Here is a 26854-nt window from a genome sequence, read left to right as displayed (position 1 = left end):
CATGTTCGACCGGACGCGTCGCGTGTCAGGGATTGCCGCGCTCTGCGTCGTTGCCGCGTCAGCGCTGCCGGCTGCGGCGCATGCTGACAACAAAAGGCTTAACGACAGCGTGATCTCCGGCGTCTACACGATTCAGCACCAGGCGGGTTGCACCAACGACGTCACCATGAACAACTCGTTGTACCTGGCCGCCCAATGGCACGCCGACGACATGATCAACAACCGGAACATCAACGACGACATCGGGTCGGACGGGTCGACACCGCAGGATCGGGCTAACGCCGCGGGCTTCCACGGCAAAGTCACCGAAACCGTAGCGATCAACCCGGCGCTGTCGATCAGCAGTCTCGAGTTGATCAGGCAGTGGTACTACAACCCGGACTACCTGGCAATCATGCGCGATTGCGCCAATACCGCGATGGGAGTCTGGTCGAACAACAGCCTCGACCGCACGGTGGTGGTGGCCCTCTACGGGCAGCCGGCCCGCTAGTCGTCGACGGCTAGGAACCCGAGCTCGACGCGGAGATGTTCTCCTGGTCGACACCAGGTTCGCGTGCCGTGAGCTCGCAAACGCAGTCCGGTGTGCCGTTTCCCAACAACCGTCGCAGCAGGGCGCCGCGTCGGCGTTTTTCATGCTGGGCGTACACCTTGTCGCGTTGCTCCCGGGAAAAAGCCATGTCGAGGTTGACGGGCAAACCCGCCCAGTCCACTCGGTCGGCCGCTGTGGACGATCCGGCTCCTTGCCGCAGCCGGCACTGCAGCGGGCAGGTCCGGTTCACGCCGTTTTGATCCGGCCGATCACTCACGCGTCCCATCCCTCCCACGAGTGCCAACCTCTTGGGTGAATGGTGCGACCGAAATGTTTCAGCAATGGTCGCCGGATGTTTCCGGCGCGTGAAGCGATCCTTGCCGCCCGGCCGGCTCAGTAGACGTCTTTGTGGTAGCGCTTGTCCGCCCGCAGCGAGCGGACGTACGCTCGGGCCTCTTCGGCGTCGAGGCGGCCGTGTTCGGCGGCGATCTGGCAGAGCGCCTGCTCGACGTCTTTGGCCATCGGGTCAGCGGTACCGCACACATACAGGTAGGCGCCGTCCTGTAGCCATTGCCACAACTGCGCGCCGCGCTTACGCATCAAATGCTGCACGTAGACCTTGTCCCGCTGGTCGCGAGAGAACGCCAGATCCAGTTCGGTCAGGAACCCGTCGGCGCGCATCGACTCTATTTCTTCGCGATAGTAGAAGTCGGTGGCGGCATGCTGCTCACCGAAGAACAGCCAATTGGGTCCGGTGTGGCCGAGCGCGCGTCGTTCTTGCAGGAAGCCGCGGAAGGGCGCGATTCCCGTTCCCGGCCCGATCATGATCATCGGCGTCTTCGGGTCGCTGGGCGGCCGGAACGTGCCGCACGGCTTCACGTAGACGGCGATCTGATCGTTGGGGGAGCGGTCGGCGAGGTAGGTCGAGCACACACCGCGCCGTGGTACGCCCTGGAAGTTGTACCGCACCGGTGACACGGTCAGATGCACTTCCCCGGGCGTGGCCTTGGGGCTCGACGAGATCGAGTACAGGCGCGGCCGCAGGGGTTTGAGCACGCTCAGCCATTCGTCAACGGGCGCGCTGACGGGTGCGTGGGCGAGCAGGTCGACCGATTGCCGTCCCCAGGACCAATCCGCCAGCGCCGCTTTGTTTTCCGGCTTCATCAGCTCGGCGAGTTCGTCGGCGGCTTGACCGTCGCGGGTGTGATGGCGCACGAAGCGAAGCAGTTCGGGGTTGATGTGGGCGATCTCGAACCGGTCGGTGAGCGCGGTGCGCAGCGACATGGTCCCGCGGTCGGCCAGTTCCACAGCGGTGTCGCCGTCCAAGCCGGTCACCGACAGCCATTCGTCGACGAGCTGACCGCTGTTACGTGGCCATACCCCGAGCGCGTCTCCGGCCTCATAGCTGACAGTTTCAGCGGGTAACCGGAACACCAACTGCCGCACGTCTTTTGCCGACTGCGGCCGGGTCAGCGTGGTGTTGCGAATCAGGTCGGTGACCAGTGGCCGCTTCTTGTCATAGGCCGGCGCGCTGCCGGGAAGACGCTGCAGCACAATCGGTTTCGCCACGGTGGTCGCGCTACCGCGCGTGTCGGCCGGCGCCTGGGTCAAAGCCTGGATGATGCCGGCGAGCCACTGCGCCGCCGACGCGTCGTAGTCGGGTTCACAGTCGACCCGGTCGGCGATGCGAGTGGCGCCGAGCTCGGCGAGCCGCTCATCGAGTTTACGGCCGTGACCGCAGAAGTCGTCGTAACTGGAGTCGCCGAGCGCCAGGACGGCGTAACGCGTGTCATCGAGGCGAGGCGCATCCGGGTCGGCCAACGCGAGCCAGAAGCCGGCGCCGTTGTCGGGCGCGTCGCCGTCACCGGTGGTGCTGGTAATCAGCAACAACTCGCGAGTCGTGGCCAGCTCGGCCACCGAGAACTCGTCCATGGCGCGCAGCGCCACCGGCAGCTCGGCCTGACGCAGTTGCTCGGCGACCTGCGCGGCGAGTTGTTCGGCATTGCCGGTCTGCGAGGCCCACAACAGCACGATCGGTGCCCGGTCCGACGCTCCCTCTGCTTCAGCAGGCCGTGCCAGCGGCTGGGTCAGCGGGGTGCGGGAGAACATGCCCGCCAGCAATCCGTCCAGCCACATGCGCGTGCCGGCATCGAACGGGGCGGTCTCGGGCAACGTCGGCAGCCCGGTCATGGACCGGCCCGCTTGGGACCGCAACCCGGCCAGCATGCCGGCCAGGTAGGCCCGGCCCGAATCGTCGAACTTTGGCGTCGGTTCGCTTGCCACGCCGAGAAATTCCGCGATGGCGTCGATTTGCGCCAAGCTGATCTCCGGCGGCTGATAGATCCGCTCAATCGGATCCAGCGCCGCAGTCTCGCCTGCAGCCGGTTGCGGAGCCTGGTTTGGTTTGGCGGCGGCGACTTTGGTGAGAGTCACTGCGCAGGCCTTGTACTCGGGCTGCCGCGATATCGGGTCGACGGCGTCATTGGTGACGGCGTTGATCGACAGGTACTCACCGAAGGTGTCGTTCCAATGGAACGGAGCAAAGCAATTGCCCGGCAACACCCGATCGGTGATGACCGCGGGCAGCACCGCCCGGCCGCGCCGCGACGCGATCTCGACGGAGTCGCCGTCGGAAAGCTGCAGGCGGGCGGCGTCGTCCGGGTGAATTTCGACGAGCGGGCCGGGGTTGAGTTTGTTGAGCTTGCCGACCTTGCCGGTCTTGGTCATGGTGTGCCATTGGTGGGGCAGCCGGCCGGTGTTGAGCAGGAATGGATAGTCGCCGTCGGGCATTTCCTCGGGCGGCAGGTGCGGACGGGCGAAGAACACCGCTCGACCGTCTTTGGTCGGGAACGCCAACCGCGGGGCGGATCCGTCTTTGCGGACCAGACGGGTCTGACTGACACCGTCGTTGAGATAGCGAATCGGGTTGCGCTTTTTGCCGTTCTCCGGCGGGCACGGCCATTGCATCGGGGCTCGGCGCAGTCGGTCATAGCTGATGCCGCGCAAGTCGTACCCGGTTGCCGGATTCCAGAATTGCTTGATCTCTTCGAACACCTCTTCGGCGCAGGAGTAACTGAAGAAGTCCGAATACCCCATCTCGCAGGCGATCCGAGCGATCAACTGCCAGTCCGGCAGTGCCTGCCCGGGCGGGTCGATGGCTTGCTGGAACAAGGTCAGGTTGCGTTCGGAGTTGACCATCACACCGTCGGATTCGGTCCACAAGGCGGCTGGCAACAGCACGTCGGCGTACTCGTTGGTTTCGTTATCGACGAATGCGTCCTGGGTGATCACCAGTTCGGCCTTGTCCAGGCCGGCGATCACCGTCCGGCGATTAGCCACCGTGGCAACTGGATTGGTGCAGATGATCCAGCACGCCTTGATGTGACCGTCGGCCATGCGGGAGAACATGTCGATTACCCCGTCGCTCACGTCGGTGCGCAGGGAAGCGCGCGGAATCCCCCATTGATCCTCGACGAATTCGCGGTCCGCACTCGAGATTACCGACCGCTGCCCGGGCAGACCAGGGCCCATGTAGCCCATCTCACGGCCACCCATCGCGTTGGGCTGGCCGGTCAACGAGAACGGGCCGTTGCCGGGCTTGCAGATGGAGCCGGTGGCCAGATGCAGATTGCACAGGGCGTTGGTGTTCCAGGTGCCATGAGTGCTCTGGTTGAGACCCATTGTCCAGCAGCTCATCCAGTTTTCGGCTGCCCCTATCCAGCGGGCCGCGGTGCGCAGGTCTTCGACCGGGATGCCGGTGATTTGGCTGACCGCGTCGGGCGGGTACTGCTCGAGGAAGCTGGGCATCACCTCCCAGCCGTTGGTGAACTCACTGATGAATTCGGGGTCGGTGTGGCCGTTTTCGACGATGAGGTGCAGTAGTCCGTTGAGCAGAGCCAGATCCGAGCCGGGATTGATCTGCAGGAACAAATCAGCTTTGGCCGCGGTGGCGGTGCGGCGCGGGTCGACGACAATCAACTTGGCGCCGGCTTTGACCCGTTCCATCATTCGCAGGAACAGAATGGGGTGACAATCGGCCATGTTGGCGCCGATGACGAAGAAAACGTCCGCCCGGTCGAAGTCGTCGTAGGAACCCGGTGGTCCGTCGGCGCCCAACGAAAGCTTGTAACCGGAGCTGGCGCCGGCCATGCACAGCCGCGAGTTCGACTCGATCTGGTTGGTGCCGATGAAGCCTTTGGCCAGCTTGTTCGCCAGATATTGCGCCTCAAGGGACATCTGCCCCGACACGTAGAGCGCCACCGCGTCCGGTCCGTGCTTGTCGATGATGGCTCGCAGCCGCTTGGCCGATCGGGTGATCGCCGCATCGACGTTCGTCGGCTCGAGGGGTTGGCCGCGGTCGGGCCGCAGATACGCCGAGTCGGCCCGGCCGGGAGCCGCGAACAGGTCCGCCGTGGTGGCACCTTTAGTGCACAAACGCCCGAAGTTGGCGGGATGGTCTTTGCGGCCAACCGATTTGGCGATGTGACGACGGCCGCTTTGCGGGTCCGTTGTGACCTGTAGCACCATCCCGCAACCCACGCCGCAGTAGGCGCACATCGTGTGCACGGCGTCGTTATCGGGCGCCATGAGCCTCGCCGACATCCTTCCTCAACTGTGGACAACTGCTGCCTTGAATCGTGCGTCGGGCATGTTTCAGCACGCGACATGCAAGGTTTCGGCCGCTTTACGGAGTTCTCGCACTGCGTCAGAGGTCGCAGTGCGCTGGTCGAAACAGGGAGAAAACGCAATTCCCTTCGAGTCGTCGTCGACCCGCCGATCTGCTGGCCAGACTACCCACGCAAAAGTCACAAACAGGCTGCGGACCTGGGCTTATGACGAAACCGGGGGGACATTCACAGTGTTCGCTAAGCTCGCGTGGTGCGTTGGCGGCGAAGCGTGATCAGGATCTGCCTGTGCCTGGCCGTCGCCGGCTGCGGCGCACCGCGGCCGGCACCGCCGGCGGCCGCACCGGATGCCTGCAAGGCATCGGACGGGCCGACGGCCGAGACGGTACGCCAGGCGATCGCCGGCGTACCCGTCGCCGTGCCGGGTTCCTTCTGGGTGGAGATCGCCCGCGGCCATGCCCGCAAATGCCGCCTGCACTGGGTGCAGATCATTCCCACCATCGCCTCGGAGTCGACTCCTCAGCAGGTGTTGTTCTTCGACCACAACCGGGCCCTGGGTCCGGCCACGCCGAATCCAAAGCCCTACATCACCGTGCTGCCCCCGGCCGACGACACCGTCACCGTGCAGTACCAATGGCGCCTGGGCAGCGACTCAGAGTGCTGCCCTACCGGCCGAGGCAAGGTGCGGTTCCGGATCGGACCGGACGGCAAATTGAAAGCGCTGGACCCGATTCCGCATCAGTAGCTCCAGCGTGCGCTCGCGGCTCCCGGGGTGCGGCCACGGCGCACACCCGACGAGATCTCCGCCCTGGGCGCTCAGTGAAAGCCGTACCCGCACACCGGATACCGCAGCAGGTCACGCACCAGCCGGCAGGTTCTCCGGGTGCAGCATCTCGGCGTACCGCAATTGCTCGGGTATGCCGAACCCGTCGACCAGCGTCTGCGCGTAGGGGCGCAGCTTGCGGCAGCGGTCGTTGATGCCGCGGGTGACGGCCTTGGCGCGCTCGGTGGACAGGTAGCGATGCTCGATGTACCACGCCTTGTCTTCTTCGATCACCGTCAGCGCGAACAGGTCACACACCAGGCCGAGCAACTCCCGCGCCTCGGGATCTTCACAGGACTCGATCCCGGCGACGAACGCCTCGAGCACCACGCGGTCGATGTGCGCGTGCGCCGCGTGCAGCACGTGATCCTGGACGGCATTGAAGGCGTCGAACGCCGACATCTCTTTGGATTTGCCCTGCAACCGACGTGCCACCGAGGAGATCAGGTACTCCTCGCGTTCCTCGAACATGGTGACCTGGGTGCCCCGGTTGAACAGGCTGCCTTCTTCTTCGCTGTCCTGCCGCGCGTCCACGATCCGCTGCATGAACGCTTCGGCGGCAGTGCGTTTCATGACCCGTTCTCCAACGGTGTTGGCGGCGAAGCGGACCCACTCGACCGGGCTCATGCTCTTGATGTCGTCGGCGTACGCGGTCAACAGCTCCTTGGCCACCAACTGGCTCAGGACGTGGTTGTCGCCTTCGAACGTGGTGAAGACGTCGGTGTCGGCGCGCAGCGCGATCAACCGGTTGTCGGCCATGTAGCCGGCGCCGCCGCACGCTTCCCGCGCCTCCTGGATGGCTCGGGAGGCATGCCAGGTGTTGGCCGCCTTCAGCCCTGCGGCGCGTGCCTCCAACTCACGCTGCTCCTCGGCGTCTACCACGTCCGACGTTTGCAGGTCATGGGTCTTGGACACCAGTTCGTTCTGCGCGAACTGCAGCGCGTAGGACTTGGCGATCAACGGGAACAGCCGGCGCTGATGTACCAGGTAGTCCATGATCAGCACTTCTTTGTCATCGTCGTCGGGCGCACTGAATTGCCTGCGCTGCAACGCGTATCGGGTCGCGATGTCCAACGCGACGCGGGCGGCGGCGCCGGCGCTGCCGCCCACTGTCACCCGGCCCCGGATCAGGGTGCCGATCATGGTGAAAAACCGGCGACTCGGATTGTCGATCGGCGAACTGTAGGTGCCGTCGGGCGCCACGTCACCGTATCGGTTCAGCAGGTTCTCCCGCGGCACCCGCACGTGGTCGAAAACGATGCGGCCGTTGTCGACACCGGGCAGCCCGCCCTTGTACTGACAGTCTGATGTCGTCACGCCGGGCAGGTCGTTGCCTTCGGCGTCGCGGATCGGGACGAGCACACAGTGCACGCCGTGGTTGACCGGCTTGCCGTCCTCGGTGGTGATCAGCTGAGCGAAAACCGCTGCGATGGTCGCGGTCTCGGCAGCCCCACCGATGTAGTCCTTGCGGGCGGTCGGAGTGGGGGAGTTGACGACGAACTCTTGGGTCTCGGCGTCGTATGTTGCGGTCGTCTCCAGCGATTGAACGTCGCTTCCGTGGCCTGTTTCGGTCATCGCGAAGCAACCGCGCAGTTCCAGGCTGATGATCTTCGGGACGTATTCCTCGTGATGGCGTTCGGTGCCCAGGTTCTCGACGGCCCCGCCGAACAGGCCCCACTGCACGCCGGCCTTGACCATCAGCGACAGATCCGACATGGCCACCATCTCGATCATGGTGATGGCGGCACCGACGTTGCCGGTCCCGCCGTGCTCCTTGCGGAACCCTTCGTCGGAGATGCCCGCATCGGCCATGATCTGCATCTGCTCGGCCACCTTGGCACGAGCAATCACCGTGTTCGGGGTGTAGTGGGGGCGGAACACCTCGCCGGACAGAATCTTGCGGGTTTCGTTCTTCACATCGCGCCAACGCCCGTCCAGCGCGTTCCGGAGGTGATCGGCAGTGCTTGTCTTGTTCGACGCCATACCCCGACGTTAACCCGTCGTCCGGGCCCGCCAAACAAATCCGTTGGTGCGTGTTTTCTCAATCACCCGGCCCGCACCGCGAGGACCCGCTCTGATGGGTTTGAATAGCGCCATGTCCCAGCCACAGACCGGTGACTCGGCTGCAGATCCCGAGGCGGCACTCGACGTCGGGCATACCCATTCCGACGTCAGTGGCGGCTGGTTGCGGGCAGCGACCTTCGGAGCGATGGACGGTCTGGTCAGCAACACGGGCCTGATCGCCGGTGTGGCGGCCGGCGAAAGCGCGCACACCACGATGGTCAGCGGCATCGCGGGCCTGCTGGCCGGGGCCTTCTCCATGGCACTGGGTGAATACACGTCGGTCACCACCGCCAACGAGCAGATCGACTCCGAGGTCCAGGTGGAACGACGGTTTCTGCGCGCGCGCCCGCAAGCCGAGCGAGCGGAACTGGTCGCCATGCTGGTCGACATGGGCATGACCGAACAGACCGCACGCACCGCCACCGACGAGATCCACCGCGACGAGACCCGTGCGGTCAACTTCCATCTCGTACAGGAGATCGGGGTAGATCCCGCCGAGAAGCCCTCACCGTGGCTGGCCGCCATCTCCTCGTTCGTGACATTCGCCCTGGGCGCGGTCATTCCGCTGCTGCCCTACCTGCTGGGGTATGGCTCGCTGCGAGCCGGCCTGATCTGCGGCGCGGCAGGCCTGCTGGTGGCGGGTGGGCTGACCGCGCGATTTACCCGAAAACCGCTGTGGTGGGCGGCATCCCGGCAATTAGTGTTCGGCCTGGTCGCGGTGGCCGCCACCTACCTGGTCGGGTTGCTCATCGCAGCGCTTATGTGATGTCTGTGCTCGCACGGGTATTGGCAACCTGCTGCCTCACTGCTGGGGTGCTGGCAGGCTGCAGCGCGGCCAAGCTCCCGATCAATACGCCCCGGCCGCTGCTGAGCTACCTGGGGCAATCGCGGGTCCCGTTCGGCGCCACCTTCGACGGCACGGTGATCGGCGGCTTGTCCGGTATCAGTTACGACGCGGCCAGCGGCCTCTATTACGTGATCAGCGACGACCGTTCCAAAACCGGCCCGGCCCGGTTCTATACCGTGCGATTGTCGCTGTCGGACAAGGGAATCGAAGACATCAACTTCACCGGCACGCATCCGCTGCTGGACGCGAACGGGCAACCGTTCGGTCCGCTGCAGTTGGGCACCACACCGCCGGTGGTGCCGCCCGACCCCGAGGGCATCGCCTTCGACGGCCCGCGACAACGGCTGTATTGGAGCTCTGAAGGTGAACGGCTGACCGATCGGCAGCCCGTTCTCGCCGATCCCTGGGTCCGGATCGCCGGCCTGGACGGCAGCTACCAGGGACAGTTCACCTTGCCGGCCAACCTGGCGATGTCGGCCCAGCACACCGGGCCACGACGCAATCGGGCCCTGGAAGGGCTGACCCTGACCCCGGACGGCCAGTCGGTGTTCGCGGCAATGGAAGGGCCCGGATACAACGACGGACCGAGCAATGACGACGACCACCAGGTGTTGACCCGATTGACCAAGTTCGATGTCGCCGCCAGCGCGCCCACGGCCCAGTACGCCTACCCCATGGAGCCGGCCGATTGGCCCGCCGACCGCAACGGCGTCTCAGATCTGGTCGCACTATCCAGCAGCTCGTTCCTGGTCCTGGAACGCTCCAACGCGGTGCCTCCGGTCGTGCGGATCTACCGCGCCGAAATCGGTAGCGCCACTGACGTTTCGGCCCTGCCGTCGCTGCACGGCGCGACGCTCACCCCGATGACCAAGTCACTGGCTTTCGACTTGTCCGCCACACCGGGGATGTCACCTCCGCAGAATCCCGTCGACAACGTCGAAGGCATCACCCTCGGCCCTAAACTGCCCGACGGCCGTCAAGCGGTGGTGCTGGTCAGCGACAACAACTTCTCAGCCACCCAGGTCACTCAATTCCTGCTGTTCGCGATGTAGTGCCTGGGCCTTGCCGCTGTCTTGAATAGGTGAGCGCAACCGGTACCGCGCCAGGCCTGCCCACACCGCGCCGAAGGCGGTCAGCATGATCATGTCGAACACCCACCAGCCGGCATAGTGAGTCCACAACGCGTTGGTGTCGGCCAGCGCGTCGACCCGGCGCAAGTTGATCGTGGCCGCTGACGCCGCATATCCCCACTGGGCCGGGACGAACCAGGACACCTGGTCATAGCCCCAGGTCCCCACCAGCGACACCAAGCCCCCGGCGAACAGCAGCGATGCCAGCACGGCCGGCACCAGCAACGGCAGCACCTCACGCAGCGATCTACCCACGGACGACAGTGCCAGCCCGACGATCGCCGAGACGATGGCGGTGACCGCCACGCTGAGGTAGAGCTCGGCATCGGAATTGTGCAGCAGGGCCCCGCCATGCCGGGGCCCGCCCTTGATGACGATGACGATGACCGTGAGGATCGCTGCCTGGATGGCGGCGACGACCGCGAAGAAGAGGATTTTCGCAATGAGGTACGCCGTCGCGGATAAGCCGATGGACTGCTCGCGCCGGAAGATTCGCCGTTCGGAGACCACCTCAGCGATGGTGAGCAAGGTGCCCATGAGGACAGCTCCGAAGTTGAGCGCGGCCAGCAGCTCGACGGCTTCGTGTTGATTGGAGCTGGCCGCCGCGGGCCGGTCGAAGCCGGAATCCCCGGGAATCAGCAGAGTCAGCGCCCCCAAGACGAACGGCAACAGCAGCAAGAGCAGCGAGTAGACGCGGTTGGCGAAGAACAGCCGGGCCTGACGCCGCGCCACCCACCGGATCTGCTGGCCGAGGGTGAGCACGGCGGGCAGCTTCTCGGGGGCGGCCACCGCTGGCGGAGTGGCGGACACCGCTGCCTGTTGGCGCGACAGATAAGCGTGGTGGGCGCCGTGCGGATCGGCATTTATCTGCGCATAGATGTGCGACCAGTCGGTGCTGCCCAGCGCCGGGCCGAGTTGGGCGGGCGGGCCGGCGAACGCCAGCGCACCGGCGGGAGTGAGCACCAATACCTGGTCGCAAAGGTGGAGATGGTGCGGTGCCGTCATGGCCACCACCACCACGCAGCCCAGGTCGGCCTGCCGGCGCAACAGAGCCATCACGTGGTCGTCCTGCGCGGCATCCAGCCCAGCCGTTGGCTCGTCGGCGACCAGCAGGGACGGCCGGGTGACGAGTTCGACGGCCAGTGCTACGCAGCGGCGCGCTTCGGGCGGCAGTTTGGCCACCCGGGTGGTGCGGTGCGGTGTCAGTTCCAGCTCGTCGAGAACCTGGTTCACCACGCGGGCGCGGTTGTCCGGCGAGGTTTTGGGCGGTAACCGCAGTTCGGCCGCATACCGCAGGACCTGCTCCACGGTGAGGCGCCGATGCACTCGCTCGCTCCGAGTGACGACTCCGACGCGCGAGCGCATGGCCTCCGGCTCGGCGACCGCATCGTGGCCGTCCACCGTGAGCAGGCCTGAGGTCGGCGTTCGGGTACCGGCGAGCACCCCGAGCAGCGCAGAGTTGCGTGCGGTCGACGGCCCGACCACGGCAATCATCGATCCTGGCGGCGCGGTGAACGAAACACTTGACACCAGCGCGTGGTCGTCGGCGGCGAGGGTGAGCTCATATGCCGCGACCCCGATCGTGCGCGCACCCGGCTGCAGGGGCAGCCGATTGGTGGACGGCGCGACGTCGCCTGGGCCGGTATCGGGACGTGTGACCCGCAGCTTCCGCGTCGCCTCGGTCATCAGGTTGACGAAGTTGCGGCTCTTGGGCGACGTCTCCACCGTGGGCCGCTGGGAGGGCGGCGGAACGGGCCGGCGCGGCGGGGGCGGCGCCGGCGCGGCAGCAGGCGGCGGTGCCGGTGGCGGCGATCCCGGTGGCGGCGGTGCCGGTGGTGGTATCCGCATGGGCCGGGTGGCCCGTTCCAGCGGAGTCTGGGCGGCGGCCATCTTCTGCGTGGCCGGTTCAGGCGCTGGATTGGGGGCGGGCGTGACGGCGATCTTCTGGGTCGGGGGCTCCACCGGGATCTTCTGGGTGGTCGGCTCGACGCGAATGCGCTGGGTGGCCGGCTCCGGGGCGGCTTGGCGACGCACTGCACCCGCAGCCGGTGGCGCCGGACGTGCGGGTTCGTCGCCCGTCGTCAACTGGAATGTCAGCCGTGGCCCGTGCTGGGGGTCACCGAGGGTGATCGACTGGCCATCGTGGATGTCCACCGTTGAGGTGCGGGCGCCGTCGGTGAACAGGCCGCTGTCGTTGCGGTCGATGGCCACCCAATGAGATCCGGTGAACCGCAGCACCACATCGGGTATCGCGTGGTGCGGCGCGGGGCCGGGTTGCCCGGGGCGATCCAGGCGGATATCGCAGTGGTCACCGTGGCCGACGATCACGTCGCGGCCCGGGGTGAACAGGTACCGCATCGAGCCGAACCACACGGTCAACGGTGAGGCGTTGGGCATCACGATGCCTCGATCCGCATCGCCGCCACCTTTCTCCGGGGTCTTTCTCGTCCGGGGAGCGTTTACCCCCTACAAACGTCTTGCATCCAGGATGCCTTGCCCGCTCACAGTGTGTTGCGGCCCGGCGTGGCTGCGGCGTTGTCGAGCAGCCGGCGCAGCACCTGCACGGCGTCGGCCAGCACCTGCCGATCCGTCGCATCCAGCCGGGCCAGCTGCGGTTCGATGGCCGCGGCGCGGTCGGCCCGCACGGCGTTCAACGTGCGCATGCCCTGCGGCGTGATGCGGATGCGGACCGCCCGCGCATCACCGGGGTCGGTGGTGCGGGCCACCAGCCCGGCGTCCTCGAGGCGTCGCACCTGGGTCGTCATGGTCGGTTGCGAACAGTGGTCGACGGCGGCCAGGTGGCAGATGCGTGCCTCTCCCTGGGCTTCGATGGTGGACAGCAGCCTGGCTTGGGCGGCAGGCAGGGGCATTTGGATGCGCTGAGTGGCCAGCCTGTTGAGCCGTGCAACGACGGCCAAAAGGTCGGCGCCCAGGCCGTGAGCAACGTCGGCGTCGTTGCCGGCGGCGGATGAAGTCATGCTCCCATGGTTGCATAGCTTTGCTAAGCGCAACCAGTTCTGGCGCCAGGACGGCGAAATTCACATCGTCTGCAGTGCTGCGCTGAGGGAGGTCCCGGGCCTGGCACAATCGGAGAAGTGACCGCGCCCGGCCCCCACCTAACGCATTACCGGGGTCGGTTGCGGCCGGGAGAACTGGCGCAGGCTGCGGTGATGGCCGCACTGTGCGCCGTCATCGCCATCATCTCGGTCATCGTGCCGTTTGCTGCGGGCCTGGCACTGCTCGGCACCGTCCCCACCGGGCTGCTCGCGTACCGATACCGCCTCCGGGTGTTGCTCGCCGCAGCGGTCGCCGCGGGGTTGATCGCCTTCCTGATAGCCGGCCTGGGCGGTTTCATGGGCGTGGTTCACAGCGCCTACATCGGTGGCCTGACCGGGTTCGTCAAGCGCAAGGGCCGCGGCACACCCACGGTGATCGTGTCGTCGCTGATCGCCGGGTTTGTGTTCGGTGCCTTCATGGTCGGCTTACTGGCGCTGTTGGCCCGCCTGCGGCATCTCATCTTCGATGTCATGACCGCAAACGTGGAGGGCGTCGCGTCCTTCCTGACCCGGATCGGCATGCCCGGAGTCGGGGAAGACATCAAGCGGGATTTCATGGCCGCTCTGCACTACTGGCCGTGGTGGCTGCTCGCCTACTTCACCATCGGCATTTCGATCGTGTCGCTGATCGGCTGGTGGGCATTGTCGCGGCTGCTGGAACGCATGCGCGGGATTCCCGACGTGCACAAGCTTGACGCGCCGGTCGACGGTGACGTGGGCGCCGACATCGCTCCGGTGCCGGTGCGGCTGGACAAGGTCCGGTTCCGCTATCCCGGCGCCAGCCAAGACGCGTTGCCCGAGACCAGCATGGAAGTGAAGCCGGGCGAACACGTGGCGGTCACCGGCGCGAACGGTTCGGGCAAGACGACGTTGATGCTGTTGCTGGCCGGTCGAGAGCCCACGTCCGGCACCGTCGAGCGGCCTGGCGCCGTGGGTCTGGGCAGGCTGGGTGGCACCGCCGTCGTACTGCAGCACCCCGAATCCCAGGTCCTGGGCACTCGCGTCGGCGACGATGTGGTCTGGGGCCTGCCGCCGGGCACCAAGCCCGACGTCGATCAACTGCTCAGCGAGGTGGGTCTGGACGGATTCGCCGAACGTGACACCGGAGGCCTGTCCGGTGGGGAGCTGCAGCGCCTCGCCCTTGCCGCCGCTTTGGCCCGAGAGCCGGCCGTCCTCATCGCCGACGAGGTCACCACCATGGTCGACCAGCAGGGCCGAGACGCGCTGCTGGGTGTGTTGTCGGGGCTGACCAAACGGCACCGGACCGCGTTGGTGCACATCACCCACTACAACAACGAGGCCGATACGGCCGACCGCATCATCAATCTCAGCGACTCGCCGGACAACACCGGCATGGTGGAGGTCGCCGAGTCGCCGAAGACGCCCGTTACGCGGGGCGATCAGGCTCGCGCTCCGGCGCTTGAACTGGTCGGAGTCGGCCACGAATACAACGTCGGAACGCCATGGGCGAAAACGGCATTGCGCGACATCAACTTGGTCGTCGAACAGGGCGACGGCGTGCTGATTCACGGTGGCAACGGGTCGGGCAAATCGACGCTGGCCTGGATCATGGCGGGGTTGACGGTTCCTACCACCGGCTCCTGTTTGCTTGACGGCCGGCCCACCCACGAACAGGTCGGCGCCGTGGCGTTGTCGTTTCAGGCGGCCCGGCTGCAGTTGATGCGCAGCCGTGTCGACTTGGAAGTCGCTTCGGCAGCAGGCTTTTCGCACCGCGACCAGGACCGCGTGGCAGCGGCGCTCAGCGTCGTCGGGCTGGATCCAACCCTCGGAAAGCGGCGCATCGACCAACTCAGCGGCGGCCAGATGCGCCGCGTGGTGCTCGCCGGACTGCTGGCCTGTTCGCCGCGTGCGTTGATTCTCGACGAGCCGCTGGCTGGATTGGACGCGGCCAGCCAGCGCGGTCTGCTGCGGCTGCTGGAAGACCAGGCTCCACCGCGCGGTGTCCAACTCGCGGGGATCCACTCCTGCCGCGGCCAGCAGGTCGGCGTTGTAGAACACCGCGATGCCCGCGTCGGTCAGCTGCGGCACTCCCCAGAGCGCGCCCTTGCGGGTGAACTGCTCCACCACAGCGGAGTCCCAGTCGGCGGTTTGGCTGGTGTCGATTTTCAGCAATCGACCGCTGTCGGCGTAGGCGTCCAGGTAGGCGTTGGAGAGCCAGAAGATGTCGTCGGCGCTGCCACCGGCCACGTCGGTGCGCAAGGTATCGAAATAATTCGAGTACGCAACAAGATTGGTGTGCACCTCGATGTTGGGATGGGCGCGGGTGAACGCCTCGAACGACTGTTTGTAGGCCGCCGCGATCGGTTCGGCCCACAACCGCACCGTCACCACGATCTTGCCGTCACGCGGTTCACCGGTGCGGCCCATCAACACCGCCGTGGTCAGCAGCAGCGCCGCGATGGCCACCAGCGCGGCGGCGACGAGTGTGGAAAAGCGTGGTCGAGTCACGGTGCCCGCCGGTTTCGCCGAGATTGCCGTGGGGGTTGTGATCCGCCCGGATTGGCAGCCGCTACGGCAATCTCGACGCCTATGCCGGTCACTTGATCCCCGAGACGACGATCGAGGACACAATGTGGCGCTGGAAGACCACGAACAAGACGATCAGCGGCACAATCGCCAGCGTCGTCGCCGCCATCACCAGCGTCCATTGCGAATTGAACCGGGATTGCAGATCGGCCGTGGCCACGGTGAGTACCCGCCAGCGGTGGCCGCTGGTGATCACCAACGGCCACATGAAGTTGTTCCACTGCGAGACCACGGTGATCATCGTCAGCGCCGCAAGAACCGGCCGGCTGGACGGGATGATCACATGCACGATCACGTCGAGTGTGTTGGCGCCGTCGAGGCGTGCGGCGTTGATCAGGTCATTGGGGATCATGCGAAAGTGCTCACGCAGCAAGAAGATCGCGTACGGGGAGCCGAACATGAACGGAATCACCAACGCCCAGAACGTATTCCGCAATCCCAGCTGCGCCATCATCAAATACAGCGGCACCACCGTCACCGTGCCGGGCACCATCAGCGTCGCGATGTAGACCCAGAACAGCGTGTCGCGTCCGCGAAACTCCATCCGCGCGAACGCAAACGCCGCCAGTACCGAGAACGTCAGCTGCCCAAGCAGAATCACCGCCGTCATCAACGCGGTCACCGCGGCCGCGCGGCCGAACCCGGCCCCGGCCAGGTCGCCGTAGTTGGAAAGTGTCGGTGGACGCGGCAACTGCAGCGGCGTACCCGTGGCGAACTGGTGCGCGGAGGTGAACGAGGTCAGCAGCCCCAGCAGGAACGGCGCCAAGGTGAGCACCGCCCCGACAATCAAACCGGCGTAGACGACGAGACGGCTAAGTGAGGTCATAACTGATCCGCCGCCGGAAGTACAGATGCTGAACGAAGGTGACGCCGACCAGGATGATGAACAGCACCACCGCCATCACCGACGCGCGGCCAATCGCCGCCGCGCCGAAGGCCTCCGCGTAGATGCGGTGCGCGACCAGGTCGGTGCTGCCCTCCGGCCCGCCGCCGGTCAGAGCGTAGACGGTGTCGAATACCTGTGCGGCGCTGACGATCCCGGTGACCAGGACGAAGAACATCGTCGGTCGCAGCATCGGCAAGGTGATGCGCCAGAACCGCTGCCAGGCGTTGGCGCCGTCGGTGCGAGCGGCGTTGTGGATGTCCTCGGGGATGGCCAGCAGACCGGCCAGGAAGGACAGCGCAATGTAGCCGACGTTGGTCCACACGACGACCGCCGACACCACCGGCAACGCCAGATCGGGATTGGTCAGCCATTCGATGCGGTGTCCCAGCACGGTGCTGACCGCGCCGTCGGTGGGCGCCAGAATCCAGCGCCACAACACCGCGATCGCCAGCGGGGCGCAGATCCAGGGCAGCACGTACAGCGTGCGGAACAGGCCGGTGCCGGGCAGATCGCGGGCCAGCATCGCGGCCGCCAGCAGCCCCAGCACCGTTTGAGCGGGCACGACGAGTGCCACGAAGAGGGCCGTCACCAGCAGCGAGTTGGCGAAGGTGCCGTCGGTGAGCACGGACTTCCAGTTGGCCAACCCGACATAGTGCAGCGGCCCCAGCAGGTCCCATCGGTACAGACTCAGCCACACCACGACCAGGATCGGCAGCAGCAGAAACGCCACCACGCCGAACAAACTGGGCGCGAGCAGGGCGTACGCCGCCGCCGTGGTGCGGCGAGGCGCGTCGGGCATGAATGTATTAAAGCCGGTCGTTACGGTGGAGCCGTGACAGCGAACCGGGGGATCGATGCCGACTTCCTGGACCTGCCGCGCCACGAGTTGGCGGACGCCGCGTTGTCGGCGGCCAAGGCGGCCGGGGCCAGCTACGCCGACCTGCGCATACACCGCATCAGCACCGAAATCATCCAGCTGCGCGACGGTGAACTCGAGACGTCGGTAATCAGCCGCGATGTGGGGTTGGCGGTGCGGGTCATCGTCGCCGGGACGTGGGGATTCGCCTCTCACGCCGACCTCGCCCCCGACGTCGCCGCCCGAACCGCACGCCACGCCGTGCAGGTCGCCACCATCCTGGCGGCGCTGAACAACGAGCGCGTCCAACTGGCGCCGGAGCCCGTCTACCCCGACGCCACCTGGGTCTCCGATTACGAGGTCGACCCGTTCGGTGTGCCGGCCTCCGACAAGATCGCCGTGCTGCAGGACTACTCCGCCCGGTTACTGAACGCCGACGGCGTCGACCACGCATCGGCCAGCCTCAACGCCGTCAAGGAACAAACCTTCTACGCCGACACCTTCGGATCCTCGATCACCCAGCAGCGGGTGCGGTTGCTACCCACTCTCGAGGCGATCAGCGTCGATCCGCAGGAGGGCACCTTCGACTTCATGCGGACACTGGCGCCGCCGACCGCCCGCGGCTGGGAAGTGGTGGCCGGCGACGAGGTGTGGAATTGGAGCGAGGAACTCGCCGAGCTGCCCGAGTTGCTGTACGAGAAGGTTCGGGCGCCCAGCGTGATGGCGGGTGTCACCGATCTGGTCATCGACCCCACCAACCTGTGGCTCACCATTCACGAATCCATCGGCCATGCCACCGAATACGACCGCGCCATTGGTTATGAGGCCGCCTACGCCGGGACCTCCTTCGCCACCCCCGACAAACTCGGTAGCATGCGGTACGGCTCACCGGTGATGAACGTTACCGCCGACCGCACCGTCGAACACGGTTTGGCGACAATCGGTTACGACGACGAGGGCGTGGCTGCCCAAAGCTGGGATCTGGTGCGCGACGGAATCTTCGTCGGCTACCAGCTCGACCGAGTGTTCGCGCCGCGGCTGGGGCAGGAGCGCTCCAACGGCTGCTCGTATGCCGACTCGGCCCACCATGTGCCGATCCAGCGGATGGCTAACGTCTCGTTGCAGCCCGGCACCGACGACCTGAGCACTGCGGACCTGATCGCCCGGGTGGACGACGGTATCTACATCGTCGGCGACAAATCTTGGTCAATCGACATGCAGCGGTACAACTTTCAGTTCACCGGGCAGCGGTTCTTCCGGATTCGCGACGGCCGCCTGTACGGGCAGTTACGCGACGTCGCCTACCAGGCCACCACCACCGACTTCTGGAATTCCATGGAAGCTGTTGGGGGACCGTCGACGTGGCGGCTCGGTGGGGCGATCAATTGCGGCAAGGCCCAGCCCGGGCAGGTCGCCGCGGTCAGCCACGGCTGCCCGTCAGCGCTGTTCCGCGGCGTCAACGTCCTCAACACCCGTACCGAGGGCGGCCGATGATCACACCGCAGCACGTCGTCAACATCGTTTTGGATGAGGCGGCGAAAGCCGGCCGTGCCGATGAAACCATGGTGCTGGTCACCGATAAGGTCGAGGCCACCTTGCGGTGGGCCAACAACACCATGACCACCAACGGCGTCACGGTCAGCCGCAACATCGCGGTCATTTCGGTTGTCCGGCAAGGCGACAGCGCCCAAATCGGCACCGTGGTGACCGCCGAAGCCGATCCCACCGTGTTGCCCGGACTGGTGGTGTCGTCGCAGGACGCCGCCCGGTCCGCGCCGGAAGCCGGTGATTTCGCGCCGCTGCTGGGTGACTCCGGTGAGCCCGGCGATTGGGACGCGCCCGTGCCCGGCACCGGGGCCGGTGTGTTCTCCGGTATCGCCGGTCGGTTGAGCCGCCAGTTCCGCGGGGCCGATCGGGTGTTCGGCTATGCGCACCACAGTGTTTCGACGACGTTCCTGGCGTCGTCGACGGGGTTGCGGCGGCGCTACACCCAGCCCACCGGCGCCATCGAACTCAACGCCAAACGGGGCGAGGCCAGCGCGTGGGCGGGCATCGGCACTCCGGATTTCGCCAACGTTCCTATCGAGGCGTTGTTCGGCCAGCTGTCGACCCGGCTCGGTTGGGCGCAGCGCACTGTGGAGCTACCCGCGGGGCGATACGAGACGATCATGCCGCCGTCGACGGTGGCCGACATGATGATCTACCTGGGCTGGTCGATGGCCGGCCGCAGCGCCCAGGAAGGCCGCTCGGCGTTCTCGGCGCCCGGCGGGGGAACGAGGGTGGGGGAGCGGCTCACCGATCTGCCGCTGACCTTGTTCAGCGATCCCATGGCTCCCGGCTTGGCCTGCACGCCGTTCGTCGCGGTCAGCACTTCATCGGAGACGCGGTCGGTCTTCGACAACGGCATGGAGATCGGGCAGGTGGACTGGATCCGCGACGGTGTCATCAACGCGCTGGCCTACCCGCGCTCCACGGCAGCCAGATTCGACGCCCCGGTCGCCGTGGCTGCCGACAACTTGATCATGACGGGCGGGTCGGCAGAGTTGGCCGACATGATCGCGTCCACCGAGCGCGGCCTGCTGCTCACCACCCTGTGGTACATCCGTGAAGTCGACCCGACGACCCTGCTGCTCACGGGGTTGACCCGCGACGGCGTGTACCTGGTGGAAGACGGCGAAGTGACCGCTGCGGTCAACAACTTCCGCTTCAACGAGAGCCCGTTGGACTTGTTGCGCCGGGCCACCGAGGCCGGAACCAGTGAGAAAACGCTGCCCCGGGAGTGGGGAGACTGGGCCACCCGCGCGGCGATGCCGTCGCTGCGAATCCCGGATTTTCACATGTCGTCGGTGAGCCAAGCGCAATAGGCGATTGCTGTGGAGTCCGGCGCGTCCTAGCGTGTGGAACATGGCAGCACTTCCCGACGACCTGCTGAGCCGATTGGTGGCGTTGTCACCGGGTGATCCGCGGATCGTGGGGCTGGTTCGGCAGGTGTGCGCCGAGGCGGTGGGGTTGCCGCCGTTGCCCGCGGAGGTGGCGGTGAGCGAGCCCGCGTCGGAGGCCGAGGAAGCCGTCGCCGACTTCGCCGAACAATTCGCCCTCGACGTGTCGATGATTACCGCCGAGCAGCGGTCACGGCTGGTGAATACTCTGGGCAACAAGGCTTTTGGGGTCGTTGTGTCGATGTACATTGCCGACGCCGTGCCGCGAGTGCGTGCTGGACTGGAAGCGCTGGGTGTCGGTTCTCAGTACCTGGGCTGGGTCGGCGAGCCCCTTGCGTGGGATCACACCACCGACCCGTCCGAGGAATTGTTCGTGCGCTTCATGCCCGCGGTGGCCCGGTTGCGGGCACTGGATCCGGTGACCTCGGAGTTGGTGCGGTTGCGCGGCGCGGCCCAGCACAACTGCCGGCTGTGCAAGTCGCTGCGGGAGGGCAACGCGTTGGACGCCGGCGGCTCGGAAACGCTGTACGGCGACATCGAGCGGTTCGAGGAATCCGAGCGGCTCGACCGGCGGGCCAAGGCGGCGCTGCGGTATGTAGATGCGCTAATTTGGAGCCCTGCGCACCTCGTCGTCGACGCTGCCGCCGAGGTGCGCTCCGGTTTCTCCGAGGACGAGGCCGTCGAGTTGACGTTCGACATCATGCGCAACGGCAGCAATAAGATCGCCGTGTCGATGGGCGCCGACGCGCCTCGGGTGGAGTCGGGCACGGAGCGGTATCTGATCGACGTCGACGGTCAGACGGTGTTCAGCTGACGAGAGCCATGGTGCATACAGCAGGAGTCGCCCTCGCCGTGGGAGTGGTCGCGGCCTGTGCCCTAGCGGGCTGTGGTGGGTCCGGCGGCAAAACGGCCGCGCCCACCATGACCGTGCGCAGCAGCAGTGGGACGCAGTTGCCGCCGATCTATCCGGGGACGACGGTTCCACCGCTGCCGTCGTCCACACCGACGTCCGCGCCCACCTCAACGCTGCCGTCGACGTCACCCACCACATCCGCGCGTAGCTTCCCCGGTGACGGTGTGTACCGGATGGGCCAGGACATACAAGCCGGCACGTATCAGGCGCAGGGGAGTAGCTCGTGCTCCTGGGAGCGGCTGCGGGGATTCCGGGGCACCTCGACCGATGTGATCGAACACGGGGAAGGCGCCGAGCCGCAGGTGGTGCGCATCGAGCCATCGGATGCCGGGTTCAAAACGCAACACTGCGGTACGTGGACCCTGCAATCGGCCGGTGCGGTCACGTCCACGGCGCCCGTGTCGCTTCCCCCGGGCGCACAGGCATGCCCTCCCACGAGCGGGACGCCCGGCAGCCTCGGCAATTCCGCCGTCGGATCACCCGACACGACATGTCCGTTCGCCGAACAGGTGCGGCTGGCGTACGTGTTCACCGGTCCCGCGAGCCCGACACCCCGACAGATCGACGCCGTCAGTCCCGTCACTGGCCAGCACTACTCGATGACCTGCGCCGCCGACGGATCCTTGGTCTGCAAAGGCGGCAACGGCGCGGTCGTCTACGTGTATTAACTGCGCCTCGGTGGGTACTTTTCGTCTCGTGCCGTTGCGAAGGGATAGTCCGGCCCGCGGGCGCCGGCTTCGGTTCTACGAGGCCGTGACCGAGCGCATCGCCATGAGTCGCGTCGGCTACCAGCTGGCCATCAACGTGGCGCCGAAGATCGACAAGGTGCTGATCCCGCGGACCAAGGGCCGATTGAGCTCGATGGGATTGGACAAGGTGGGTCTGGTCACCTCGACCGGGGCCAAGTCGGGTCAGCAGCGCACCCATCCGCTGGCGTTGATCGAAGACGCTGACGGGTTGATTGCGATCGCTTCCAATTACGGGCGTCCCAAGCATCCCTCGTGGAGTGCCAACCTGATCGCCCACCCCGACTGCACCATCGAATACAAGGGCCCGCCCCGGCGTTACTGCGCCGAGCTGCTGACCGGCGAGGCGCGCGCCGCGGCGTGGGCGGCGGCCGTCGACTTCTACGCGGGATATGAGAATTACCGCGAGAAGTGCGCGCCGCGAGAGATCCGAGTGTTTCGGCTCCGGCCGGCAGGCGATTGAGGCTTGGGCCGTATCTCGGGCAGTCGGTGGTGTCGCGCTAGTGTCGTGGTCGTGCAACGCCGGGGGCGGTAGCTCAGTTGGTTAGAGCCGCGGACTCATAATCCGTTGGTCGCGGGTTCGAGCCCCGCCCGCCCCACCTTAAATGTGTATGACTTCGGTTGATGTCTGACATTTCTGCTTCGGGTGATGCCTGACAGTGTTTCGGCTGATGCTTGACAGTTGTTTCGGTTGATCCTTGACACTCCCTAGATGAGGGAGTTGAGCGTGGCCGAGCAGCGGTATCAGGCCGTGATGGCGGTGATTGGTGATGGCCTGTCGATCTCGCAGGTCGCGGAGAAGGTCGGGGTGTCGCGCCAGACGTTGCATGCCTGGTTAGCGCGGTATGAGGCGGCGGGCCTGGACGGGCTGGTGGATCGGTCGCATCGGCCGGCGAGCTGTCCGCACCAGATGCCGGCGGTGGTCGAGGCGGCGTTGTTGGAGTTGCGGCGTTCGCGGCCGTATTGGGGTCCGCGACGGTTGGTCTTTGAGCTCAAGAAGCGTCGGGTGAGTCCGGTGCCGTCGGAATCGGCGGCGTATCGGGCGTTGGTGCGGGCCGGGATGATCGATCCGAGCGTGCGGGATCGGCGGTCTCGGAAGTGGAAACGCTGGGAGCGCGGTGCCCCGATGGAGTTGTGGCAGATGGATATTGTCGGTGGGTTTCCGCTGGCCGATGGCACCAGCGCCAAAGCGCTGACCGGGGTTGATGATCATTCCCGGCTGTGCGTCTGCGCGCGGTTAATGGCGCGGGAACGCACCCGGGCGGTGTGTGATGGGTTGCGGGCGGCGCTGGTGACCTATGGCGCGCCTGAGCAGATTTTGACCGATAACGGCAAGGTCTTCACGGGCCGGTTTTTCCATCCGCCGGTAGAGGTGCTTTTCGATGCGATCTGCTGCGAGCACGGCATTGAGCATCTGCTGACCCAACCTCGCTCACCGACGACGACGGGCAAGATCGAGCGATTCCACCGCAGCCTGCGCGCGGAATTCTTAATCGCGCACAAGCCTTTCACCACTCTTAAGGCCGCCCAGCAGGCCCTGGATGAGTGGGTCGACTACTACAACAACTCCCGCCCGCATCAAGGGTTGGACATGACCACCCCGGCCCAACGATTCGCCACGCGATCCGTTACCAGGCCTGCGGTGGCGGTCACGGTGACCCCACAAGATCGCACCGGTGAGGACTGGGTCAGCCGGCGGGTGACCACCAACGGGGTGGTCAGCGTGGCCTGGCAGCAGGTCTGTATCGGCGCCCATTACGCCGGATCACGCTGTGATGTCCACGTCGATGGCCAGCTGCTGCGGTTTTTCATCGGCGACGATCTGGTCAAGACCGCCGCGCGAACCACCCACACAGAGGTACGAAACAAACGGGCCTTCCGCACCCGCGAACAGGCCTAACAAATAACCCAGAGTGTCAAGGATCAACCGACATAGAAACGTCAACCATCAACCGACTCTGAACAGCCCCCACCTTAAATGGCCTCATCAGAGGTGGTACAGGCGAGCTGGCCGCGCTGACTAGGTCCGCTCACCCCGGCGTCACCCCGGCGGCTGGTTGGAGTGTCGCCCACAGGCGGCGGCGCTAGCTAACTCGCGTGTCAGCCGTCCATGTCAATCTGTACGGCGTGGATGAACGCGAAGATGCTGAACTAGCTGAGCTTGCCGCACTACTTCGCGAGCGCAACGCGCTCGATGCTCGGCTAGGCGCTTACTGGATCGACCCGTCAACACGGGGAGCATCGGCGAGTGGATTGCGGCTCGGATTTTTGACATCGAGTTGGAGGCCGCAGCGAACGCAGCGGGTTACGACGGACACTTCACCACAGGAGTCCTTGCCGGTCGGACCGTAAACGTGAAGGCGTACACGAGGCACGAATCCATGCTGGATATAAATCCCAGCGCTCCGTTGGATTTCTACCTTGTCTTCACCGGCCCCAAAGGTGCGTCCGCGTCGTCTCGGGGCACTCTCAGGCCGTTCTGTATCGACGCTGTATTCCTGTTCGACGCCCTGTCGGCTCCGGTCGAAAAGTGAGCAGGTAGTTCCGGTCGAAAAGTGAGCACCCTTCTGATTGGAGAGTGATCACTGTGGAGGATTGGGCGGAGATTCGCCGGCTGTATCGGTCGGAGAAGCTGTCGCAGGCTGCGATCGCGCGGCGGCTGGGTCTGTCGCGGAACACCGTGGCCAAGGCGCTGCGCTCGGAGGCGCCACCGCGCTATGAACGCAAGCCGGCGGTGATGTCGGGGTGGGCCCAGGTCGAGATGGCGGTGCGGGTGCTGTTGGGGCAGTTTCCGACGATGCCGACGACGGTGATCGCGCAGCGGGTGGGTTGGACTGGCGGGCACTCGTGGTTCGCCGAGAACGTTGCGCGGATCCGCCCGGAGTACACCCCGGTCGATCCGTGCGATCGGCTGGTGCATCTGCCCGGTGAGCAGGTGCAGTGCGATCTGTGGTTTCCTGGCCAGCTGGTTCCCGATCACGCTGGGGTATTGCGGTCGTTTCCGGTGCTGGTGATGGTCGCTGCGTACTCGCGGTTCATCGCCGCGATGATGATCCCGTCACGGGTGACCGGGGATCTGTTGGCCGGGATGTGGCAGTTGATCGCCGGGAACATCGGTGGTGTGCCACGGACTCTGTTGTGGGACAACGAGGCCGGTATCGGTCGGCGCGGCCGTTTGGCTGAGGGGGTGGCCGGGTTCTGTGGTGTGCTGGGCACCCGCTTGATTCAGGCCCGGCCCTATGATCCGGAGACCAAGGGTCTGGTCGAGCGGGTCAACGGTTACCTTGAGACGTCGTTTCTGCCGGGCAGGATGTTCACCTGCGCAGCCGATTTCAACGCCCAATTGTGGGACTGGTTGATCTCGATCGCCAACCGCCGCGTGCACGCCAGCACCCGGCTGGTCCCTGCCGAGGCCTTGGCGGCGGACCGGGCGGCGATGGCCATACTTCCGCCGGTGGCTCCGGCGGTCGGGACGACGATCACGACGCGGTTGGGTCGCGACTACTACGTCGGCGTCGGCGGCAACGCCTACTCGGTGAACCCGGAGGTGATCGGGCGGATGATCACGGTGGCCGCCGGCCTGGATCGGATCACCGTCCGCTGTGGTGACCGGCTGGTCGCTGATCATGAACGGCTCTGGGGCACAGCCGGATTGGTCACCGATCCGCAGCATCTGGCGGCTGCGGCGGTGCTGCGCGAGCAGTTCCGGACCCGGCCAGCCAAGGGAGCTCACCTGCAGGTAGATGTCGAGATCGCCGACCTGAGTGCTTATGACGCACACTTCGGGACCGGGGAGGTCGCCTGATGGCCACCACGAAACGCAGCCCCTCGGCGCCGGGTGAGGCCGACAAGCTGATCGCCCACCAAGCTCGTCTGCTCAAGGCGCCGCGGATCGCCGCGCACTACCACCGGCTAGCTGAACAAGGCCGTGAAGCGAACTGGTCGCTGGAGGACTACCTCGGCGCCGTCTTGGCAGTGGAGTCCAATGCCCGTGCTGAATCCGGTGCCCGTCAACGCATCCGGTATGCCGGATTCCCAGCGATCAAGACGATCACCGACTTCGACTTCACCGCCCAACCCGGCATCGACCGCGCCCAGATCGCCCGCCTGGAAGCCGGCGGCTGGCTGGCCGAAGCCCGCAACATCGTGCTGCTCGGCCCGCCGGGCACCGGTAAAACGCATCTGGCCACGGCCCTGGCAATCGCGGCCGCCCACACCGGGCACCGGGTTGCGTTCGCCCCGGCCACCGGCTGGATCACCCGCCTGGCCGAAGCGCACCGCACCAACCGCCTCGACGCCGAGTTGCGCAAAATCTCCCGCTACGGGCTCATCGTCATCGACGAGGTCGGCTACATCCCCTTCGACACCGAAGCGGCCAACCTGTTCTTCCAACTGGTCTCCACCCGATACGAGAAATCGTCGATCATCCTGACCTCCAACCTGCCGTTCTCCCGATGGGGACAGGTCTTCGGCGAAGCCACCATCGCCTCAGCCATGATCGATCGGATCGTGCACCACGCCGACGTCATCGCCCTCAAAGGCGCCAGCTACCGCATCAAACACACCGCGATCGAATCCCTACCCTCCGTGGAAGCCGATCGTCAGGCAGACTCAACCCCGTAAACCTGCTCACTTTTCAACCGGAGCAGGCTGCTCAGAATTCAACCGGAGCCGACACGCCCAGCGCCTCCAGGCTGAGCTTGGGGAGCGCGGTGTGAAAATCGGCATTGCAACTAGCGTGCTTTCGGCCCAGTGGGATCAAGCCCAGATTTACCCGGTGGCGAACAGCTCCCTACTGGTAGTGAGCGAAGCTCAGCGCCGTCAGCTTGAAATGTTCGCCTGCGATTAACAGCTTGTCAGTAAGTGTCTTCCCGCCGAGCGACGTAGGTAGCG

At 65.9% G+C, this 26854-nt stretch carries 20 protein-coding genes, 1 tRNA gene and 2 pseudogenes; 15 read left to right on the top strand and 8 right to left on the bottom strand.

The features are described 5' to 3' along the window. The first annotated feature begins 1 nt into the window (after nt 1). A complete protein-coding gene (locus I2456_RS16935; protein WP_085073517.1) occupies nt 2-490 on the top strand; it encodes a CAP domain-containing protein in 489 nt (162 codons plus the stop codon). 10 nt (nt 491-500) lie between these two features. Here I2456_RS16935 and I2456_RS16930 read toward each other — a convergent pair whose 3' ends face one another. Both I2456_RS16930 and I2456_RS16925 read right to left on the bottom strand, forming a co-directional pair. After that, on the bottom strand, nt 501-779 hold the full coding sequence (locus tag I2456_RS16930; protein WP_068029806.1) for a hypothetical protein: 279 nt from the start codon (nt 777-779) through the stop codon (nt 501-503). Nucleotides 780-922: 143 nt separating this feature from the next. Further along, entirely contained in the window at nt 923-5116 is a 4194-nt protein-coding gene (locus I2456_RS16925) for a bifunctional nitrate reductase/sulfite reductase flavoprotein subunit alpha (RefSeq protein WP_085073516.1), read from the bottom strand. 324 nt (nt 5117-5440) lie between these two features. Here I2456_RS16925 and I2456_RS16920 point away from each other — a divergent pair, with 324 nt between their 5' ends. Next, a complete protein-coding gene (locus I2456_RS16920; RefSeq protein WP_276052831.1) occupies nt 5441-5899 on the top strand; it encodes an LppP/LprE family lipoprotein in 459 nt (152 codons plus the stop codon). A gap of 111 nt (nt 5900-6010) precedes the next feature. Here I2456_RS16920 and I2456_RS16915 read toward each other — a convergent pair whose 3' ends face one another. Then, entirely contained in the window at nt 6011-7960 is a 1950-nt protein-coding gene (locus tag I2456_RS16915) for an acyl-CoA dehydrogenase family protein (RefSeq protein WP_068029706.1), read from the bottom strand. 112 nt (nt 7961-8072) lie between these two features. Between I2456_RS16915 and I2456_RS16910 the strand changes: the two genes are divergently transcribed. Beyond that, the gene (locus I2456_RS16910; protein ID WP_241007741.1) at nt 8073-8807 is read left to right on the top strand and encodes a VIT1/CCC1 transporter family protein; all 735 of its coding nucleotides are present in this window, start codon (nt 8073-8075) and stop codon (nt 8805-8807) included. Further along, nucleotides 8807-9940, top strand: a complete 1134-nt coding sequence (locus I2456_RS16905) for an esterase-like activity of phytase family protein (protein WP_085073514.1) — start codon at nt 8807-8809, stop codon at nt 9938-9940. The genes I2456_RS16910 and I2456_RS16905 overlap by 1 nt, the downstream gene beginning before the upstream one ends. On the opposite strand, the gene I2456_RS16900 is transcribed toward I2456_RS16905, so the two are convergent. Then, nucleotides 9899-12415, bottom strand: a complete 2517-nt coding sequence (locus tag I2456_RS16900) for an ATP-binding cassette domain-containing protein (protein WP_085073513.1) — start codon at nt 12413-12415, stop codon at nt 9899-9901. The two genes, I2456_RS16905 and I2456_RS16900, sit on opposite strands and share 42 nt — an antisense overlap. A gap of 104 nt (nt 12416-12519) precedes the next feature. Further along, nucleotides 12520-12996, bottom strand: coding sequence for a MarR family winged helix-turn-helix transcriptional regulator (locus tag I2456_RS16895; RefSeq protein WP_068029718.1), 477 nt, complete (start codon nt 12994-12996; stop codon nt 12520-12522). 117 nt (nt 12997-13113) lie between these two features. On the opposite strand from I2456_RS16895, the pseudogene I2456_RS28585 reads away from it, so the two are divergent. After that, nucleotides 13114-15018, top strand: a pseudogene (locus tag I2456_RS28585) (ATP-binding cassette domain-containing protein); the annotation flags it as partial. 3 nt (nt 15019-15021) lie between these two features. Here I2456_RS28585 and I2456_RS28580 read toward each other — a convergent pair. The 3 genes and pseudogenes from I2456_RS28580 to I2456_RS16875 all read right to left on the bottom strand — a co-directional run. Continuing rightward, nucleotides 15022-15543, bottom strand: a pseudogene (locus I2456_RS28580) (ABC transporter substrate-binding protein); the annotation flags it as partial. Nucleotides 15544-15631: 88 nt separating this feature from the next. Continuing rightward, nucleotides 15632-16447, bottom strand: a complete 816-nt coding sequence (locus I2456_RS16880) for a carbohydrate ABC transporter permease (RefSeq protein WP_085073510.1) — start codon at nt 16445-16447, stop codon at nt 15632-15634. Then, the gene (locus I2456_RS16875) at nt 16434-17306 is read right to left on the bottom strand and encodes a carbohydrate ABC transporter permease (RefSeq protein ID WP_068158000.1); all 873 of its coding nucleotides are present in this window, start codon (nt 17304-17306) and stop codon (nt 16434-16436) included. Before I2456_RS16875 ends, I2456_RS16880 begins: the two co-directional genes overlap by 14 nt. A gap of 33 nt (nt 17307-17339) precedes the next feature. Between I2456_RS16875 and I2456_RS16870 the strand changes: the two genes are divergently transcribed. The 10 genes from I2456_RS16870 (at nt 17340) to istB (ending at nt 26584) form a co-directional block, all read left to right on the top strand. Further along, on the top strand, nt 17340-18857 hold the full coding sequence (locus I2456_RS16870; RefSeq protein WP_068157996.1) for a TldD/PmbA family protein: 1518 nt from the start codon (nt 17340-17342) through the stop codon (nt 18855-18857). After that, nucleotides 18854-20227, top strand: coding sequence for a TldD/PmbA family protein (locus tag I2456_RS16865; RefSeq protein WP_085073509.1), 1374 nt, complete (start codon nt 18854-18856; stop codon nt 20225-20227). The genes I2456_RS16870 and I2456_RS16865 overlap by 4 nt, the downstream gene beginning before the upstream one ends. Before the next feature lie 40 nt (nt 20228-20267). Continuing rightward, on the top strand, nt 20268-21116 hold the full coding sequence (locus tag I2456_RS16860; RefSeq protein ID WP_085073508.1) for a carboxymuconolactone decarboxylase family protein: 849 nt from the start codon (nt 20268-20270) through the stop codon (nt 21114-21116). 8 nt (nt 21117-21124) lie between these two features. Next, nucleotides 21125-21883, top strand: a complete 759-nt coding sequence (locus I2456_RS16855; RefSeq protein ID WP_260865557.1) for a hypothetical protein — start codon at nt 21125-21127, stop codon at nt 21881-21883. A 28-nt stretch (nt 21884-21911) separates the two neighbouring features. Next, nucleotides 21912-22424 (top strand): nitroreductase family deazaflavin-dependent oxidoreductase, encoded by a 513-nt coding sequence (locus I2456_RS16850; protein WP_241007739.1) that lies wholly within the window; start codon nt 21912-21914, stop codon nt 22422-22424. A 62-nt stretch (nt 22425-22486) separates the two neighbouring features. Further along, nucleotides 22487-22560: transfer RNA gene (locus tag I2456_RS16845), tRNA-Ile, on the top strand. Between the two features lie 113 nt (nt 22561-22673). Then, nucleotides 22674-23861: an IS481 family transposase gene (locus I2456_RS16840; RefSeq protein WP_085073507.1), complete on the top strand. Its 1188-nt coding sequence runs from the start codon at nt 22674-22676 to the stop codon at nt 23859-23861. A gap of 379 nt (nt 23862-24240) precedes the next feature. Continuing rightward, the gene (locus I2456_RS29165; RefSeq protein ID WP_085073506.1) at nt 24241-24495 is read left to right on the top strand and encodes a hypothetical protein; all 255 of its coding nucleotides are present in this window, start codon (nt 24241-24243) and stop codon (nt 24493-24495) included. 53 nt (nt 24496-24548) lie between these two features. Then, nucleotides 24549-25766, top strand: coding sequence for an IS21 family transposase (istA, locus tag I2456_RS16835; RefSeq protein ID WP_085073774.1), 1218 nt, complete (start codon nt 24549-24551; stop codon nt 25764-25766). Then, nucleotides 25766-26584 (top strand): IS21-like element ISMyma9 family helper ATPase IstB, encoded by an 819-nt coding sequence (gene istB, locus I2456_RS16830; protein ID WP_085073773.1) that lies wholly within the window; start codon nt 25766-25768, stop codon nt 26582-26584. Before istA ends, istB begins: the two co-directional genes overlap by 1 nt. The last annotated feature ends 270 nt before the right edge of the window (nt 26585-26854 follow it).

Origin of the sequence: Mycobacterium kubicae, assembly GCF_015689175.1 — a bacterium.
Lineage (GTDB): Bacteria > Actinomycetota > Actinomycetes > Mycobacteriales > Mycobacteriaceae > Mycobacterium > Mycobacterium kubicae.
This window is presented reverse-complemented; position numbering and strand designations above follow the sequence as displayed.

Excerpts from the sequence above, each read along its gene's own strand:
- I2456_RS16935 (WP_085073517.1), top strand. The coding sequence starts at position 2 with ATGTTCGACCGGACGCGTCGCGTGTCAGGGATTGCCGCGCTCTGCGTC.
- I2456_RS16925 (WP_085073516.1), bottom strand. The coding sequence starts at position 5,116 with ATGGCGCCCGATAACGACGCCGTGCACACGATGTGCGCCTACTGCGGC.
- I2456_RS16915 (WP_068029706.1), bottom strand. The coding sequence starts at position 7,960 with ATGGCGTCGAACAAGACAAGCACTGCCGATCACCTCCGGAACGCGCTG.
- I2456_RS16910 (WP_241007741.1), top strand. The coding sequence starts at position 8,073 with ATGTCCCAGCCACAGACCGGTGACTCGGCTGCAGATCCCGAGGCGGCA.
- I2456_RS16905 (WP_085073514.1), top strand. The coding sequence starts at position 8,807 with ATGTCTGTGCTCGCACGGGTATTGGCAACCTGCTGCCTCACTGCTGGG.
- I2456_RS16900 (WP_085073513.1), bottom strand. The coding sequence starts at position 12,415 with ATGCCCAACGCCTCACCGTTGACCGTGTGGTTCGGCTCGATGCGGTAC.
- I2456_RS16895 (WP_068029718.1), bottom strand. The coding sequence starts at position 12,996 with ATGACTTCATCCGCCGCCGGCAACGACGCCGACGTTGCTCACGGCCTG.
- I2456_RS16880 (WP_085073510.1), bottom strand. The coding sequence starts at position 16,447 with ATGACCTCACTTAGCCGTCTCGTCGTCTACGCCGGTTTGATTGTCGGG.
- I2456_RS16875 (WP_068158000.1), bottom strand. The coding sequence starts at position 17,306 with ATGCCCGACGCGCCTCGCCGCACCACGGCGGCGGCGTACGCCCTGCTC.
- I2456_RS16865 (WP_085073509.1), top strand. The coding sequence starts at position 18,854 with ATGATCACACCGCAGCACGTCGTCAACATCGTTTTGGATGAGGCGGCG.
- I2456_RS16860 (WP_085073508.1), top strand. The coding sequence starts at position 20,268 with ATGGCAGCACTTCCCGACGACCTGCTGAGCCGATTGGTGGCGTTGTCA.
- I2456_RS16855 (WP_260865557.1), top strand. The coding sequence starts at position 21,125 with ATGGTGCATACAGCAGGAGTCGCCCTCGCCGTGGGAGTGGTCGCGGCC.
- I2456_RS16840 (WP_085073507.1), top strand. The coding sequence starts at position 22,674 with ATGAGGGAGTTGAGCGTGGCCGAGCAGCGGTATCAGGCCGTGATGGCG.
- istB (WP_085073773.1), top strand. The coding sequence starts at position 25,766 with ATGGCCACCACGAAACGCAGCCCCTCGGCGCCGGGTGAGGCCGACAAG.